Annotated in this window: 15 protein-coding genes; 3 read left to right on the forward strand and 12 right to left on the reverse strand. The window is 60.7% G+C overall.

The annotated features are described in order from the left end of the window. Nucleotides 1-6 precede the first annotated feature (6 nt). The 6 genes from hscB to trmJ all read right to left on the reverse strand — a co-directional run bounded on the left by hscB (nt 7) and on the right by trmJ (nt 4,071). Nucleotides 7-528, reverse strand: a complete 522-nt coding sequence (hscB, locus tag QOL81_RS20660) for a co-chaperone HscB (protein WP_169318682.1) — start codon at nt 526-528, stop codon at nt 7-9. A 62-nt stretch (nt 529-590) separates the two neighbouring features. Next, on the reverse strand, nt 591-914 hold the full coding sequence (gene iscA, locus QOL81_RS20665; protein ID WP_004941410.1) for an iron-sulfur cluster assembly protein IscA: 324 nt from the start codon (nt 912-914) through the stop codon (nt 591-593). Nucleotides 915-968: 54 nt separating this feature from the next. Further along, nucleotides 969-1,355 (reverse strand): Fe-S cluster assembly scaffold IscU, encoded by a 387-nt coding sequence (gene iscU, locus QOL81_RS20670; protein WP_004941408.1) that lies wholly within the window; start codon nt 1,353-1,355, stop codon nt 969-971. A gap of 24 nt (nt 1,356-1,379) precedes the next feature. Continuing rightward, nucleotides 1,380-2,594, reverse strand: coding sequence for a cysteine desulfurase (iscS, locus tag QOL81_RS20675; protein WP_015378780.1), 1,215 nt, complete (start codon nt 2,592-2,594; stop codon nt 1,380-1,382). 54 nt (nt 2,595-2,648) lie between these two features. Next, nucleotides 2,649-3,143 carry a Fe-S cluster assembly transcriptional regulator IscR gene (gene iscR, locus QOL81_RS20680; protein ID WP_004941404.1) on the reverse strand — a complete coding sequence of 165 codons (495 nt, stop codon included), beginning with the start codon at nt 3,141-3,143 and terminating at the stop codon, nt 2,649-2,651. 193 nt (nt 3,144-3,336) lie between these two features. After that, entirely contained in the window at nt 3,337-4,071 is a 735-nt protein-coding gene (trmJ, locus tag QOL81_RS20685; RefSeq protein WP_025303916.1) for a tRNA (cytosine(32)/uridine(32)-2'-O)-methyltransferase TrmJ, read from the reverse strand. A 119-nt stretch (nt 4,072-4,190) separates the two neighbouring features. Here trmJ and suhB point away from each other — a divergent pair, with 119 nt between their 5' ends. After that, a complete protein-coding gene (suhB, locus tag QOL81_RS20690; protein WP_004941400.1) occupies nt 4,191-4,994 on the forward strand; it encodes an inositol-1-monophosphatase in 804 nt (267 codons plus the stop codon). 56 nt (nt 4,995-5,050) lie between these two features. Here the strand turns inward: suhB and QOL81_RS20695 are convergent, their stop codons facing one another. Beyond that, entirely contained in the window at nt 5,051-6,073 is a 1,023-nt protein-coding gene (locus QOL81_RS20695) for a nickel/cobalt transporter (protein WP_049200710.1), read from the reverse strand. After that, nucleotides 6,064-6,699 (reverse strand): DUF1007 family protein, encoded by a 636-nt coding sequence (locus QOL81_RS20700; RefSeq protein WP_283440010.1) that lies wholly within the window; start codon nt 6,697-6,699, stop codon nt 6,064-6,066. The genes QOL81_RS20695 and QOL81_RS20700 overlap by 10 nt, the downstream gene beginning before the upstream one ends. A 182-nt stretch (nt 6,700-6,881) precedes the next feature. On the opposite strand from QOL81_RS20700, the gene csiE reads away from it, so the two are divergent. Beyond that, nucleotides 6,882-8,147 (forward strand): stationary phase inducible protein CsiE, encoded by a 1,266-nt coding sequence (gene csiE / locus QOL81_RS20705; RefSeq protein WP_197757951.1) that lies wholly within the window; start codon nt 6,882-6,884, stop codon nt 8,145-8,147. Here the strand turns inward: csiE and QOL81_RS20710 are convergent, their stop codons facing one another. Then, complete coding sequence (locus tag QOL81_RS20710; protein WP_038874523.1) at nt 8,148-9,293, reverse strand: 3-phenylpropionate MFS transporter; 1,146 nt, start codon at nt 9,291-9,293, stop codon at nt 8,148-8,150. Between the two features lie 157 nt (nt 9,294-9,450). Beyond that, nucleotides 9,451-10,704 (reverse strand): serine hydroxymethyltransferase, encoded by a 1,254-nt coding sequence (gene glyA / locus QOL81_RS20715; protein WP_025303922.1) that lies wholly within the window; start codon nt 10,702-10,704, stop codon nt 9,451-9,453. A gap of 357 nt (nt 10,705-11,061) precedes the next feature. Between glyA and hmpA the strand changes: the two genes are divergently transcribed. After that, nucleotides 11,062-12,252, forward strand: a complete 1,191-nt coding sequence (gene hmpA / locus QOL81_RS20720) for an NO-inducible flavohemoprotein (RefSeq protein ID WP_060425028.1) — start codon at nt 11,062-11,064, stop codon at nt 12,250-12,252. 37 nt (nt 12,253-12,289) lie between these two features. Here hmpA and QOL81_RS20725 read toward each other — a convergent pair whose 3' ends face one another. Next, complete coding sequence (locus tag QOL81_RS20725) at nt 12,290-13,474, reverse strand: c-type cytochrome (protein WP_060425030.1); 1,185 nt, start codon at nt 13,472-13,474, stop codon at nt 12,290-12,292. Next, entirely contained in the window at nt 13,471-15,381 is a 1,911-nt protein-coding gene (locus QOL81_RS20730) for an NAD(P)/FAD-dependent oxidoreductase (protein WP_060425032.1), read from the reverse strand. Before QOL81_RS20730 ends, QOL81_RS20725 begins: the two co-directional genes overlap by 4 nt. Nucleotides 15,382-15,440: the final 59 nt, after the last annotated feature.

Here is a 15,440-nt window from a genome sequence, read left to right on the forward strand (position 1 = left end):
AAGGTGTTACTCAAAACCCAGCAGTTTTTCTTCGAGTTGTTCAACCTGTTGCTGGAGTTTGTCCAAAAAGCGCAGCTTGCGCACGGTGTCGGCGGCATCCGCCCACTGTTCACTGTCCAACTGCTGCAGCATCAGCGCGCTGCGCTGCTTGATGGAGACGGCCAGCCGCGCGCCGAAATCGGCCAGCAGGCTTTCCGCCTCCGGCTTGCGCTCAATGGCGTCGAGCTCTTCGCGCAGTTCCAGCTGTTCCATCAGGAACGCGGTGTCGCGCATCGTATGCTGTTCGTTGCCCAGATCGAAGCCGTGCAAAGATAGCATATACTCCGCGCGTTTTAACGGGTGCTTCAGCGCCTGGTAGGCTTCGTTGATGGTCGCCGCCCGCTGCAACGCCATCAGGCGTTCGCGCTCCGGCTGGTTGGCGAAACGATCGGGGTGGAATTGGCGCTGCAGATCCTGGAAGCGGGACGCAAGCAGGCTGCCGTCCACGGTGTAGCGAACTGGCAGCCCGAATAAAGTAAAGTAATCCATAGCGTGCTCTGGGCGTTAGCGGATGAAGTTCCCCCGCCGAAACGGGGGAGCACGATGGACTGTCAGACGTTGAAACTCTCGCCGCAGCCGCATTCGCTTGAGACGTTCGGGTTGTTGAACTTGAAGCCTTCGTTCAGGCCTTCCTTAACGAAATCAAGCTCGGTGCCGTCAAGGTAGACCAGGCTCTTGCCGTCGATGATCACCTTGATGCCTTTGTCTTCAAACACGATGTCGTCATCGTTGGCTTCGTCAACAAATTCCAGCACGTACGCCATCCCGGAGCAGCCGGAAGTTCGCACTCCCAGACGCAGGCCGAGACCTTTGCCGCGGTTCGTCAAAAACGCCTGAACACGCTGCGCAGCGCTGTCGCTCATGGTAATAGACATCACAACCTCACACTTCACATCAAAGCCCGGCGCGGCCGGGCCGACTCAGACAAATTACTTGGCGCTGTGCTTGCTCTTATAGTCGGCAATCGCTGCTTTGATGGCGTCTTCAGCCAGGATCGAGCAGTGAATTTTGACCGGCGGCAATTCCAGCTCTTCGGCGATCTGGGTGTTTTTGATCGCTTCAGCCTGATCCAGCGACTTGCCTTTCATCCATTCGGTCACCAGCGAGCTGGAGGCGATGGCGGAACCGCAGCCGTAAGTTTTAAAGCGCGCGTCTTCGATGATGCCTTCATCGTTAACCTTGATCTGCAGCTTCATGACGTCGCCGCAGGCCGGCGCCCCTACCATGCCGCTGCCGACGGTAGGATCTTCGTTGTCGAAAGAACCCACGTTGCGCGGGTTTTCATAATGATCGATTACTTTTTCGCTGTAAGCCATGACCTTGCTCCTGAAACCTGAGAATTAATGATGCGCCCATTCGATGCTGTTGATGTCCACGCCCTGCTTGAACATCTCCCACAGCGGGGACAGATCGCGCAGACGGCCGATGGATTTACGCACCAGTTGAATGGTGTAGTCGATCTCTTCTTCCGTGGTGAAACGCCCCAGAGAGAAACGGATCGAGCTGTGCGCCAATTCATCGCTCATGCCCAGCGCGCGCAGCACGTAGGACGGCTCGAGGCTGGCGGAGGTACAGGCTGAACCGGAAGAAACGGCCAGGTCTTTCAGCGCCATGATCAGCGACTCGCCTTCAACGTAGTTGAAGCTGACGTTCAGGATGTTCGGTGCGCCGTGCTCCAGATCGCCGTTCAGATACACTTCTTCCATATCTTTCACGCCGTTCCACAGACGATCGCGCAGGGTGCGCAGACGCGCCATCTCTTCGGTCATCTCTTCTTTGGCGATGCGGTAAGCTTCGCCCATGCCGACGATCTGGTGAACAGGCAGGGTGCCGGAACGCATGCCGCGCTCGTGACCGCCGCCGTGTACCTGCGCTTCGATGCGGATGCGCGGCTTGCGGCGCACGTACAGCGCGCCGATGCCTTTCGGGCCATAGATTTTGTGGCCGGAGAACGACATCAGGTCGACTTTCAGCTTGCTCAGATCGATAGGCAGTTTGCCCACGCTCTGGGTGGCGTCAACGTGGTAGATGATACCGCGCGCGCGGCACATTTCGCCGATCGCTTCGATATCCTGCACCACGCCGATTTCGTTATTGACGTGCATGATGGAGACCAGAATGGTGTCATCGCGCATCGCCGCTTCGAGATCCTGCAGGCTGATGATGCCGTTGCTCTGCGGCGCCAGGTAGGTCACTTCAAACCCTTCGCGCTCCAGCTGACGGCAGGTGTCCAGCACGGCTTTGTGTTCGGTTTTGCTGGTGATGATGTGCTTGCCTTTTTTCTGGTAGAAATTGGCAGCGCCTTTGATCGCCAGGTTGTCGGATTCGGTCGCCCCGGAGGTGAAGACGATTTCGCGTGGGTCGGCGCCCACCAGTTCGGCGATTTGGTTACGGGCGATGTCTACCGCCTCTTCCGCCTGCCAACCAAAACGGTGGGAACGGGAAGCCGGGTTGCCGAAAGTGCCGTCCAGGGTCAAAAACTGCATCATCTTCTCAGCAACGCGCGGGTCAACCGGCGTCGTTGCTGAGTAATCCAGATAAATCGGTAATTTCATTGCTCTTGTGCTCCGTACATCACTTCCAAAAACTAAAAAAATTTCGCCAGCTGCTTATGCGCGCAGATTAACGTTGATAGTTTCTTGCGGACGACCGTTGGCCGTGCGGCGCGTATCGTTGTTTTGACGATCCGCCACCACCAGCACTTCCTGGTTATTGACCAGTTCTGCCAGCGTAATGTTGTTCAGGAACCCGCTGATGCGCTCGCTCAGATCGCGCCACAGGGCGTGGGTCAAGCAGCGATCGCCGCCCTGACAGCCTTCTTTGCCCTGGCAACGGGTTGCATCTACCGATTCATCGACGGCAGTGATGACAGCGCCAACGGCGATCTCACCCGCGTCTTTACCCAGCAGATAACCACCGCCCGGACCACGCACGCTGGCCACCAGGCCGTTCTTGCGCAGACGGGAGAATAATTGTTCCAGATAAGAGAGCGAAATACCCTGGCGTTCGGAAATGTCCGCCAGTGGTACCGGCCCTTCCTGGGAATGCAGCGCTACGTCAAGCATAGCGGTTACGGCATAACGGCCTTTGGATGTCAGTCTCATAGCTCAATGGTTACCTGTTGGTCAAATATGGCCGAAAGTCTGACATTCCTGAGTAAAACAGTCAACTATTTAACCTAGTAATTGACTCAAGTATTAGCACGTTTTGAACTTAGCAAGAACAAAGGTATATAAAATACATGTTATAACCTTTGGATAACTAATACTATTGTCGCCCACCGTTATGCCACATCAATTAATTACCTTGATGTTTATCCTGTTTCTCGATCGACGTCAGCATGCCGCGCAGGATATTCAGTTCCTGCCCTTCCGGGCGCGCACGGGTGAACAGCCGACGCAGGCGGCTCATCACCTGCCCCGGATGGGACGGGCGAATAAAGCCGGTGCGCTGCAGCGTCTGCTCCAGGTGCTGATAGAAACGCTCGAGGTCGTCCACCAGCGGATACGGCGTCTCTTCCAGCTGCGGCGCGCCCGCCTGTTGGCGATCGAGGTAAGCCACGCGCACTTCGTACGCCAGGATCTGCACCGCCATCGCCAGGTTCAGCGAGCTGTAGTCCGGGTTGGCCGGAATGGCGACGTGGTAGTGGCACTTCTGCAGTTCATCGTTGGTCAACCCGACGCGTTCGCGGCCGAACACCAGCGCCACCGGCGCGTGTTCGCCCTCGTGCACCGCGCGCACGCCGCATTCACGCGGCTCCAGCATCGGCCACGGCAAGGTGCGAGAACGTGCGCTGGTGCCCACCACCAGGCTACAGCCGGCGATGGCGTCATCGAGGGTATCGACGATAGTGGCGTTGCCGATCACGTCGCTGGCACCGGCGGCCAGGGCGATGGCCTGAGAATCGGGTTTGATCAGCGGATTAACCAGATAAAGGTTGGTTAAACCCATGGTTTTCATGGCTCTGGCGGTCGAGCCCATGTTGCCGGTATGTGAAGTCTCTACCAGAACAATGCGGATATTGTGCAGCATACAAACTCTGAGCGTGGCGGAAAATCGCAGCATCTTAACACAGCCGTAGGCAATTTGCCGAACAGCTGCTATACTTCGCGCCGTTTCCTGTTCTTTAACATCCTAGTTGGAAGATACCCATGCATCCGATGCTGACTATCGCCGTGCGCGCTGCGCGCAAGGCCGGTAACCTGATTGCCAAAAACTACGAAACCCCGGACGCTGTAGAAGCGAGCCAGAAAGGGACCAATGACTTCGTCACCAACGTCGATCGCGATGCAGAGCATCTGATCATCGACGTCATCCGCAAGTCTTATCCGCAACACAGTATCGTGAGCGAAGAACGCGGTGAGCTGATCGGCGAAGATCGCGATGTGCAATGGGTGATCGATCCACTGGATGGCACTGCAAACTTCATCAAACGTTTCCCTCATTTCTCCGTTTCCATCGCCGTACGCATCAAAGGCCGTACTGAAGTGGCCGTGGTTTACGATCCGATGCGCAACGAACTGTTCACCGCCACTCGCGGCCAGGGCGCACAGCTCAACGGTTACCGCCTGCGCGGCACCAACGCCAAAGATCTGGATGGCACCATCCTGGCGACCGGCTTCCCGTTCAAGGTCAAGCAGCACGCAACGCCTTACATCAACATCGTCGGCAAGCTGTTCACCCAGTGCGCAGACTTCCGTCGCACCGGTTCCGCCGCGCTGGATCTGGCCTATGTGGCCGCCGGCCGCGTAGACGGGTTCTTCGAAATCGGCCTGAAGCCGTGGGATTTCGCCGCGGGCGAACTGCTGGTGCGTGAAGCCGGCGGCCTGGTGACCGACTTCGTCGGTGGCCACAACCACTTCAGCTCCGGCAACGTGGTTGCAGGCAACCCGCGCGTAGTGAAAGCCATGCTGGCCACCATGCGTGAAGAACTGAGCGAAGCGCTGAAGCGTTAATCGCCAGAAGCGAATCGAAAAAAAGCGCTGCCGATGCAGCGCTTTTTTTATGCCCGTTAGCGGGAGAAGGGCCGGATGCCGCCGCCGAATTCCGGCTGCGCGCTGACGTACAGCAACAGCCCTGCAGCCAACAGGATCAGGCCGCCGGCTAACGCCAGCGCCCCCCAGGCCACCGCGCTCCAGGCGGCGGGGGCACGCGAACGGCTGAGGCGCACCGCCAGCCGGCGACTGTAATGCACCAGCAGCGCCAGCATCGAGATGGTCAACGAGGTGCCGAACGCCATCGCCAGCGCGGAGATCACTCCCCAGCCGAACACGCCGATCACCTTGGAGAACAGCAGCACCAAAATCGCCCCCGAACAGGGACGCATGCCCATCGCCAGCACGATGGCGGCCTGAGTGCGCCAGTCGCTTCCCGCCTGCAGCTCGCTGTCGCTCGGCAGATGCCGGTGGCCGCAGCCGCAGTGGGCACTGTGCACATGATCCGCCGCCAGCGGCGTCAGGCTGTTGATGCGCAGCGCCGGCGCCGGGCGCATCGCCTTGATCGCCGCAAACAGGCGTTTCAGCGCGCGCCAACTCAGCAGCACGCCAAGCAGCATCACCAGAATAAAACTGCCCTTTTCCAGCCAGAAGCTGCTTTGGTGCAGCTGGCGCGAAGAGAGCTGCAATACCACCAGCATCAGCGTGACCAGCGCGATCGCAACCCCACCCTGCACCAGCGAGGCGGCGAAGGTCAGCTTCAGGCTGCTTTTCAGCCGCGCCGGATGGGTAGCCAGGTAGGTGGCGATCACCACTTTGCCGTGGCCGGGGCCGAGCGCATGCAAGACGCCATAGCCGAGGCTGAACAGCATCAGCGCCAGCCCGGCCTGCTGCGGCGCGGCCTTCACCTGCTGCAACAGCCCCGCCATCTGCTGGTGCAGCGCTTTTTGCCATACCACGCTCTGCATCAGCAGCTGCGGCCAATAGTGCCACGCCAGCAGCGCGGCGGCCGCCAACGCCAGCGTGAACGGCAGCAGCGGCCACAGACCGAAGGCCCAGTGGCGTCGGCTCGTCGTCGGTGGTGAGAAATTTAACGACATTGCAGCGTCACCCGCTGGGCGAACTGCTGCCCCAGCGCCAGGTCTTCGCCGGGCGAGTCGTTCTTGTCGAGCGACAGCGCATAGGCCTGCAGCGACGCATTCGGCTTCGGCGTCATCAGCTTATAGCTACATAGCTGCGCCATCTCCGGCGGCAGATGCACTGCATTTTGGTCTTTATAGGTCATATCCACGAAATAAGTCGGATCGTAAGTAGAAAGTTCGAACGGCTTGCCCGCCAGCGGCTGTGGCTCGGCCAACGGCAGCACGAACTCCAGCACCGCCTGATTGCCCTGGCGCGACAGGTGATATTCGCTGGGCAAGTTCAGGTATTTCACCGGCTTGCCGTCGCGGTAAAGATCGGTGAAATAGTGCTGCCCCAGCACGTTGGCCATCACTTCCGCCGCCAGCTTTTTCCACACTTCAGAATCGCTCTTGGCGTTTTTCGCATCGTAGAGCAGATCCGCCGAGGTGATTTCATCCATCACCCACACCATTTTCAGGCCGACCAGCCGCTGGTCTTTGGCGACGAAGGTGGTATTCATGTCGATAAAGCTGTGCGGATGCGCGATCGCACCGGCGCTGAACACGGCGCCGAAGGCAGCCAAAAGACGACGTAACTTCATCATTATCCTGTCTTACCTGCATTTGTTATAACGTAACACAAATAAATACCGAACGGCCCGCCTCTCCCGGCGATATTTGTGACGAAAGTTGTAAGCCGAAGTAAAAGCCGCGCGGTAACCCTGCCATTACAAAGCCTTTTGCTATGCTTAGGCATAATCGCAACCTTTTATGCCGGAAGGTGATAATGAGCCTGGACACCTCTCCCGTGCCCGAGCTCTCCGGACAACAACGGCGCTGCCATCTGCTGCTGATGCTGTACACGCCGGAGCCCGAGTTACAGCTGGAGACCCTAAGCCGAATCAACGGCGTCGCCCCCCCGATAACCCGGCAAGATATAGCCGAGGTGGCCAGTGAAATCCAGCGTTTCCACCACCTGGAGATCGCCGTCGATCACGATCGTGGATACCAACTGCGGGGCAGCGCGCTCGACCAGCGTCTGTGCCTGATCCATTGGCTGCGACGGGCCCTGCGCTGCAGCCCGCAATTCGTTGAAGGCGATTTCGCCCCGCGCCTGCGGCACGCGCTGGCGGCCGATGCCGCCCCGGCGTCTGCGCTGGCAGAGGCGATCGATACCTGCGAGCCGCTGCTCAACCGCCACTTTGACGCGCGCGACCGCCAATTTCTGCAGCATTATCTGCTCTACTGCGCCTGGCAAAATCGCCTGCGGCAGCATCCGCGTTTCGACGCCGTTCAGCGCGACTGGCTGCGGCAAAAGCCGGAGCAGCAGGCCGCCGCCTGGCTGCATCAGGCCTGCAACCGGCTGTTTAACCAGCCGCCGCAGGCAGACGAGCGCGATTTTTTGGCACTGACGTTTACCATGTTGAAAAATCACAGCTACCACAGCAACGACTCCGCGCAGGAACAGCGGCTGATGACGGCCATCGACAGCATGGTCGAGCGCTTCCAGCAACTTTCCGGTATGGCCTTCAGCAGCAAGGCGGAGTTGGTTAGCCAGCTGTTCGCCCACCTGGCGCCGGCGCTGGAGCGCTGCCGTTTCGCCATCGGCATCGACAATATGCTGCTGGAAGAAGTGGTGCGCAAATACCCGCGGCTGATGCGCACCACGCAGGAAGCGCTGAAACCGCTGGAGCAGGAGTACGGCGTGCATTTTTCCAACGAGGAGGCCGGCCTGGTGGCCATCAGCTTCGGCGCCTGGCTGATGCAGGACAACGCGCTGCAGGAAAAACAGGTGCTGCTGCTGACGCTGGACAACCCGCAGTTGGAAGAAGAAGTGGAATACCAGATTCGCGAGCTCACGCTGCTGCCGCTGAACATCAAGTATCTGCCGCTGAACGACTATCTGCGCGGCGGCGCGCCGCAGGGCGTCATGCTGGTGATCACCCCTTATGCGGCGGTGCACAGCGATCCGCACCCGCCGCTGATCTATACCGAACTGCCGCTGGAAACCCGGCAGCGCCAGGCGATCCGCGCGCTGCTGGAAGCCCCTTAATCAGCGGCTGACGCTGACCGCCGGCGGCCGGATGAACAAGGCCGGCACCGCGACCGCCGCCATCACCCAGAATACCCCGCCCTGCCAATGTTCGAACAGGAACCCGGCAATGACCGTCATGACGGCGATGCCGCCGCCCATCGCCAGCGCCGAATACACCGCCTGCAGCCGGATCACCTCTTGTCCCTGGCGTGCGGCGATAAAGCGCATCGCCGCCAGATGGCAGACGGTGAAGGTGCCGCAGTGCAGGATCTGGATCAGCAGCAGCCAGCCCAGCTCGGTGCTGTAGGCCATCAGGCTCCAGCGCAGCACGCCGCAGCAGGCGGAGAGCAACAGCAGGTTGCGCGCATTCCAGCGGCGGAACAGCACGTTGCTGCTGGCGAAAATAATCACCTCCGCCACTACGCCGAGCGACCACAGATAGCCGATGGTCGAGGCCGAATAGCCCGCCTCCTGCCAGTAAATGGAGCCGAAGCTGTAGTAGCCGGCATGCGCCCCCTGTAGCAGCGTGACGCACAACAGGAATCGCCAGACCGGCCCTTCTTTCAGCAGTGCCCACAGCGAGCGCTCGGCTCCGCTGTGCGTGCGCGCTTCGCCCTGCGGCATGACGCTCGGCTTCAGCAACATGCCCAGCAGCATCGCCAACACGCTGAAGATCAGGCTGTAAAGAATGGCGTTATGGCCCCACACCGCCACCAGCTGCCCGGTCAGCGCCGAGCCGATGACGAACGCCAGCGAGCCCCACAGCCTTACCCGGCCGTAGTCCATACGGATCTGCTTTTGCCAGGTGCCGGCCAGCGCGTCGGTCAGCGGCACCAGCGGCGAGAAGAACAGGTTGAACCCCGCTATCACCAGCATCAGCCAGCCCCAGCCGTTGCCGAAGCAAAAGCCGACCGCGAAGGCCAGGGTCAGCAGAGCCAGCAGGCGCAGGGCGGAGACTAAATGAGAGGGATCTTTAACGCGGGGTGCAATCAGTAAACTGCCGAGGAAGCGGGCCACCAAGCCGGCACCGAGCAACATGCCGATGGTTTCCGGCGCGATGCCCTCGCCTTTCAGCCACACGCCCCAGAACGGTAAGAAGATGCCATAGGAAAAGAAGTAGGTGAAATAACTGAGAGCGAGCCAACGCGTTGATTGCAGAACCATGATCCCTCCGGAGTGAGGGCAATACTTTGACAGAGCTCACACTGCCCCGCAATCGTCATTCCACTTCAATGCGTTAGAGTGCCAGACAGTTCACAGTTTGCTGCTGGCGGGCATAAAAAAAACCCGCCGCAGCGGGTTTTTTTGGGCGAAAGCGGGATTATGCGTAAACCGGCAGGCGGGCGCAGATATCCAGCACTTTCTTCTTGGTGCGTTCGATGGTGGCTTCATCGTTGATGTTGTCCAGCACATCGCAGATCCAACCGGCCAGTTCGCGCACGTCGGCCTCTTTGAAGCCGCGACGGGTCACGGCCGGGGTGCCGATACGCACGCCGGAGGTAACGAACGGGCTCTTCGGATCGTTCGGCACGCTGTTTTTGTTGACGGTGATGTTGGCGCGGCCCAGGGCAGCGTCCGCTTCTTTACCGGTCAGGTTTTTGTCGACCAGATCCAGCAGGAACAGGTGGTTATGGGTGCCGCCGGAGACCACTTTGTAGCCGCGCTGCAGGAACACGTCCACCATCGCCTTGGCGTTGACCGCCACTTGCTGCTGGTAAACCTTGAACTCAGGCTCCATCGCTTCTTTCAGCGCCACCGCCTTGCCGGCGATCACGTGCATCAGCGGGCCGCCCTGGCCGCCAGGGAACACGGCGGAGTTCAGCTTCTTGTACAGCTCTTCGTCGCCGCCCTTCGCCAGGATCAGGCCGCCGCGCGGGCCCGCCAGGGTTTTGTGGGTGGTGGTGGTGACGATGTGCGCGTGCGGTACCGGGTTCGGGTACACGCCGGCGGCGATCAGGCCCGCTACGTGCGCCATGTCGACGAACAGGTAAGCGCCGATGCTGTCGGCGATTTCGCGCATTTTGGCCCAGTCAACCACGCCGGAGTAAGCGGAGAAGCCGCCGATGATCATTTTCGGCTTGTGGGTTTGCGCCTGCTTGGCCAGATCGTCATAGTCGATTTGGCCTTTGTCGTCGATGCCGTAAGGCACCACGTTATACAGTTTGCCGGACAGGTTGACCGGGGAACCGTGGGTCAGGTGGCCGCCGTGCGCCAGGTTCATGCCCAGAATGGTGTCGCCCGGCTGCAGCAGCGCGGTGTACACGGCGAAGTTAGCCTGGGAGCCGGAGTGCGGCTGCACGTTGGCGTAATCGGCGCCGAACAATTCTTTGGCGCGATCGATAGCCAGCTGCTCAACGATATCCACGTATTCGCAGCCGCCGTAGTAACGCTTGCCCGGATAGCCTTCAGCGTATTTGTTGGTCAGCTGGGAACCCTGAGCCTGCATCACGCGCGGGCTGGTGTAGTTCTCAGACGCGATCAGCTCGATGTGCTCTTCCTGACGCACCACTTCCTGCTCCATGGCACGCCACAGTTCCGCATCGTAATCGGCAATGTTCATTTCACGCTTTAACATCCGGCATCTCCTGACTTAAATCAGCTAACTAAAAAATCACCAAATAACTACCCGTTTGGGTTCTGGGCCACAGTGTAAACCGTTTCACCCCACCGAAGATAGGTCTTGACAGAGGTTTTTACGCAAACGATTGGCATAAGGTGGCGCAAGGCTTTGATCCGCGAAACGCCGCCGTTTATCAACGGACATTTCCTCATGCGAACAATGCGCTTTTTTCATGTTCTGTGAGCGCGATCGACGCCCGAAGAACACCGCAACGAAAACAAGGGTATTTACAAGCGACGCGGAACCCAATAAGATGCATTTAAAATACATCATTAGAATTCTCGTCAAGATCCCAACCCAAGGAGCGCTTCCATGCTGGATAGCCAAACCATCGCCACCGTGAAATCTACCCTTCCCCTGCTGGCTGCGACCGGGCCGAAGCTGACCGCCCACTTTTACGATCGCATGTTCGCGCACAACCCGGAATTGAAAGACATTTTCAACATGAGCAACCAGCGCAACGGCGATCAGCGTCAGGCGCTGTTCGACGCCATCTGCGCCTATGCCGCCAACATCGAGAACCTGGCGGCGCTGCTGCCGGCGGTGGAGCGCATTGCGCAGAAGCACACCAGCTTCAATATCCAGCCGGAGCAGTACAACATCGTCGGCGGTCACCTGCTGGCGACGCTGGACGAAATGTTCAGCCCGGGTCAGGAAGTCCTGGACGCCTGGGGCAAAGCCTACGGCGTGCTGGCCAACGTATTTATCCAGCGTGAAGAGCAGATTTATCAGCAGAGCGAAACCGACAACGGCGGCTGGCGCGATCTGCGCGCGTTCCGCATCCTGAAGAAACAGCCGCAGAGCGACGTGATCTGCAGCTTCGTGCTGGCGCCGGTGGACGGCGGCCGGGTGGCGGACTTCAAACCGGGGCAATACCTGGCGGTCTACATCAAGCACGACAGCCTGGAGCATCAGGAAATTCGCCAGTACTCGCTGACCACCTCGCCGAACGGCGAGTTCTACCGCATCGCGGTGAAGCGCGAAGATCAGGGGAAAGTGTCCAACTACCTGCACCAGCAGGCGCAGGAAGGCGACGTGATCTACATCGCCCCGCCGCACGGCGACTTCTTCCTCGACGTGGCGCCGACCACGCCGGTGGCGCTGATCTCCGCCGGCGTCGGCCAAACCCCGATGCTCGGCATGCTCAACACCCTGCACGACAACCAGCATCAGGCGCAGGTCCACTGGCTGCACGCGGCGGAAAACGGCAGCGTGCACGCCTTTGCCGATGAGGTAGCGGATATTGCCGGGCGTATGCCGAATCTGAGCCGCCATGTGTGGTACCGCGAGCCGGCTGCCGATGACGTGGAAGGCCGCGACTACCACAGCCGCGGATTGATGGATTTGAGCGCGCTGCAAGGCAGCCTGGCCGATCCGCAGATGCACTATTACTTCTGCGGCCCGGTGGCCTTCATGCAGTTCGTGGGCAAACAACTGCTGGAGATGGGCGTAGAGGCCGAACGCATCCACTACGAATGTTTCGGCCCGCATAAGGTGCTGTAATGCTTGCGGAGCGCGGCCGTCAGACCGCGCTCCCCCCTCATTTCGCCTGCAGCTGGCGCGCGTCCTGCACCTGCTGCACCGTCACCGGCGCCGCCTGGTTGCCCCAGCTTCCCCGCAGATAGCTCATCAGATCCGCCGCCTGCCGATCGTTCAACGCCCAGCCGTAAGCCGGCATATCGAACGCCATCGCCTGCTGCGTGGCCGGGGTATGCGCCCCTTCCAGCACTACCCGCAGCGCGGTCAGCGGATTGTCCGCCGTTACCGTGGCATTGCCCGCCAGCGCCGGAATGACAAAATCGGTGCCCTCGCCCTTGTTGCCGTGGCAGGTCGAGCAGTACATCGCGTAGGTCGCCTTGCCGCCCGGATTATTCGCCTGCACGGCAGGCGCAGCGGCTTTGGCGGCGGTTTCCGGCGCCAGGCTGCGCAGGTACACCGCGATGGCGTTCAGATCGCCGTCGCTGAGATACTGCGTGCTGTGGGTCACCACCTCGCTCATCGGCCCGGCGACCGCCGCATGGCGGCTGCGGCCGGTTTTCAGCAGCGCCGTCACCTCTTCCGGCGGCAGACCGCGCAGATTGGAGGCGTACCAGCCGTCCAGCTCGGCGCCGCTCAGGAACACCGGTTCCTTACCGTCCAGCCCCTTCTCTTGCATCGCCCAGCCGCGCGGCGTGTGGCAGCTGCCGCAATGGCCCGCGCCCTGTACCAGGTAGGCGCCGCGGTTCCACTCGGCGCTTTGCTGCGGATCTGCCTGATACGGCTGGTCGTCGTGGAACAACTGGTTCCACACCGCCAGCGGCCAACGCATCGACAGCGGCCAGCTGATGCCGCTGTCCCGGTTGGCGACGTTCTGCGCCGGCACCTCATTCATCAGGTAGTCATACAGCGCGCGCATGTCTTCCGCGCTCATTTTGGCGTACGAGGTGTACGGCATCGCCGGGTAGAGCCGGTGACCGTCTTTGGCTACCCCCTGGCGCATGGCGCGATCGAACTCTTCGAACGAATAGGCACCGATGCCGTGCAGCTTGTCCGGCGTGATGTTGGTGGCGTAGATAGCCCCGAGCGGCGTCGGGAACTTCATGCCGCCCGCCAGTTCAGCGCCGCCCGGCGCGGTGTGGCAGGCGGTGCAGTCGCCGGCCTTGGCGACATATTCCCCGGCCGACATCGCCTGGGCCGAGCCGCCGGCCGCCAGCAGGCTCAACAGGTACAGCGAACGCAGACTCATGCTCCCTCCTTGGCGGCAACCTTGCCGTAGGCCAGTTCGTTCACCGCGCGCCACGCCTGATCGATCGCCGAGTTGGCGTACGGGCTCCAGTCAGAATCGGAGTTGGCGATAACGATCTTGCCGATCGGCTGCCGCGCCGTTTCGATGATTTTCTTGGCTTCTTCTTCATCGTCAAACAGCCCGTTGAGGAAGTAGGAATAACCGTGCGACCAGCGGTTGACGGTGATCGCCTGAATATCGCGCTGATGGTCGAAACCGGCCTCACCCAGCATGCCCTGCAGCTGTTCGCGGATCATCTGCTCGTGCACCTCGAACGGCGTGCCCAGCAGCAGCGCGCGCCCTTTGCGCGACTGCTCGCGCGGGCTGAGGCCGCTGCCCGGCAGCGTCGGCACGTACACCATATGCAGGCCGATTGGCCGATCCGGATCGCGCGGGTGCTGATACCCGCCCATGCTCACCGGGTAGTCCAGCTTCACGCGGCTGTACGGCGCGGCCGGCGAATAAATTTCGTGCACGCCCAGCTTGATGAACGGTTGCCAGTTGCGGATCACCACTTTGCTGTACACCAACGGCGCCTTGACGTTCTGCTTGAGCGCCTCCTGCTGCTCGTGTGACATCTCCGGCACCAGGTACGGGATCATCATGTTATAGCCGGCCATCACCACCTGCCCGGCGCGCACCTTGGTCATCTTCTCGCCGGTCATGTAGGTGACTTCCACCTTGTCGCCGACGTTGGCCGCGTGCAGCCCGGTGCTGTTCAAACGCAGCTTCACCGGCGACTCCGGCCGATCGAGCTGGCTGTAGTCAAATTTGGCCAGCACCACGTCGTTCATGTCTTTGCCGGCCGGCGCCACCGCCGGGATCAGCTTGCGCACCATCAGGCGCGTCAGCGTGGCGTTGCCGTCCGGGAAGTGGAACACGTAAGGATCGTCGAGATCCGCCTGCGACTCTTCGTCCAGCGGCGGCAAATTCATGCCGCCGAGGCCCGGCAGATCGCAGATGCGCGCATCGCTGCACGACGTGCCGTCGATGCCCACCGCCTGGAAGTCGTTGGTGGTCTGCTGGAAATAACGGATCGCCAGCTCGCTCAGGCCCACTTTTTCACGCAGGAACTGGGTGTAGCTGTGGGTATCGAGCCACTCGACCTTCTGCTCCAGCGTCATCTCCGGCAGATAATCTTTCTCCACCGTATGCAGTGCGATCAGCGCCTGGCGATCGCTTTCCGGCAGCGGGAAATCACCGATGAACGCTTCATAAGAGCGGCCGTTGAGGCGATCGCGTGGAATGTCGTCCGCCACCGTGCGGCCCGGATCGCCGCTCACCACCTTGTCGACGCCGAAGTTCTTGCGATCGAAGTAAACCCCGCGGCTCAGGTTCAGATCCGGGTAGAAAGTGGTGTCAAACGCCTGCTCCAGTTGGTCGATATCGACGCCGAGCTTGCGCAGCAGCCCCATCGCCACCGGGCTGAAGTTGGAGCGCGGCGACTGCAGCGATTCGCTGCCGCCGTAGCCGAGCAGCATGCCGTCGTCGGTGTTGAATTCGTTGCGCTTGGCGTGGCCGCCGAAGTCGTCATGGTTGTCGATCAGCAAAATGCGCTGCTGCTCGCCTTTCAACTGCTGCCAGAAGCAGGCGGCCGCCAGCCCGCTGATGCCGGCGCCCACCACCACCAGATCGAACTCTTCAACGGCGGGTACGCTGCCGAAATCAAAGGTTTTACCGTCGCGCCCCAGCTGGTGCGCATGCTCGAACGAGCCCGGATGGTTACCCCGCAGCCCGGTCAGCGCCGGCGGGTAGTACAGGGTTTGATTGGCGGTTTGCGGCGACGCGCGCAAGATTTGCAGCGGCGTCAACCCGGCGGCGATGGTGATCGCCACCCCGTTGAGAAAATCGCGTCTGGTGATACCCATATAGGCTTCCTTTCAATTTTTATTATCATCGGCCGGCCGGGGCCGGCCCGAAGGCCGCG

Source organism: Serratia sp. CC22-02, assembly GCF_900182895.1.
GTDB classification, from domain to species: domain Bacteria; phylum Pseudomonadota; class Gammaproteobacteria; order Enterobacterales; family Enterobacteriaceae; genus Serratia; species Serratia nevei.

Coding starts and splice junctions, on each gene's coding strand:
- hscB (WP_169318682.1), bottom strand. CDS start 528: ATGGATTACTTTACTTTATTCGGGCTGCCAGTTCGCTACACCGTGGAC.
- iscA (WP_004941410.1), bottom strand. CDS start 914: ATGTCTATTACCATGAGCGACAGCGCTGCGCAGCGTGTTCAGGCGTTT.
- iscU (WP_004941408.1), bottom strand. CDS start 1,355: ATGGCTTACAGCGAAAAAGTAATCGATCATTATGAAAACCCGCGCAAC.
- iscS (WP_015378780.1), bottom strand. CDS start 2,594: ATGAAATTACCGATTTATCTGGATTACTCAGCAACGACGCCGGTTGAC.
- iscR (WP_004941404.1), bottom strand. CDS start 3,143: ATGAGACTGACATCCAAAGGCCGTTATGCCGTAACCGCTATGCTTGAC.
- trmJ (WP_025303916.1), bottom strand. CDS start 4,071: ATGCTGCACAATATCCGCATTGTTCTGGTAGAGACTTCACATACCGGC.
- suhB (WP_004941400.1), top strand. CDS start 4,191: ATGCATCCGATGCTGACTATCGCCGTGCGCGCTGCGCGCAAGGCCGGT.
- QOL81_RS20695 (WP_049200710.1), bottom strand. CDS start 6,073: ATGTCGTTAAATTTCTCACCACCGACGACGAGCCGACGCCACTGGGCC.
- QOL81_RS20700 (WP_283440010.1), bottom strand. CDS start 6,699: ATGATGAAGTTACGTCGTCTTTTGGCTGCCTTCGGCGCCGTGTTCAGC.
- csiE (WP_197757951.1), top strand. CDS start 6,882: ATGAGCCTGGACACCTCTCCCGTGCCCGAGCTCTCCGGACAACAACGG.
- QOL81_RS20710 (WP_038874523.1), bottom strand. CDS start 9,293: ATGGTTCTGCAATCAACGCGTTGGCTCGCTCTCAGTTATTTCACCTAC.
- glyA (WP_025303922.1), bottom strand. CDS start 10,704: ATGTTAAAGCGTGAAATGAACATTGCCGATTACGATGCGGAACTGTGG.
- hmpA (WP_060425028.1), top strand. CDS start 11,062: ATGCTGGATAGCCAAACCATCGCCACCGTGAAATCTACCCTTCCCCTG.
- QOL81_RS20725 (WP_060425030.1), bottom strand. CDS start 13,474: ATGAGTCTGCGTTCGCTGTACCTGTTGAGCCTGCTGGCGGCCGGCGGC.
- QOL81_RS20730 (WP_060425032.1), bottom strand. CDS start 15,381: ATGGGTATCACCAGACGCGATTTTCTCAACGGGGTGGCGATCACCATC.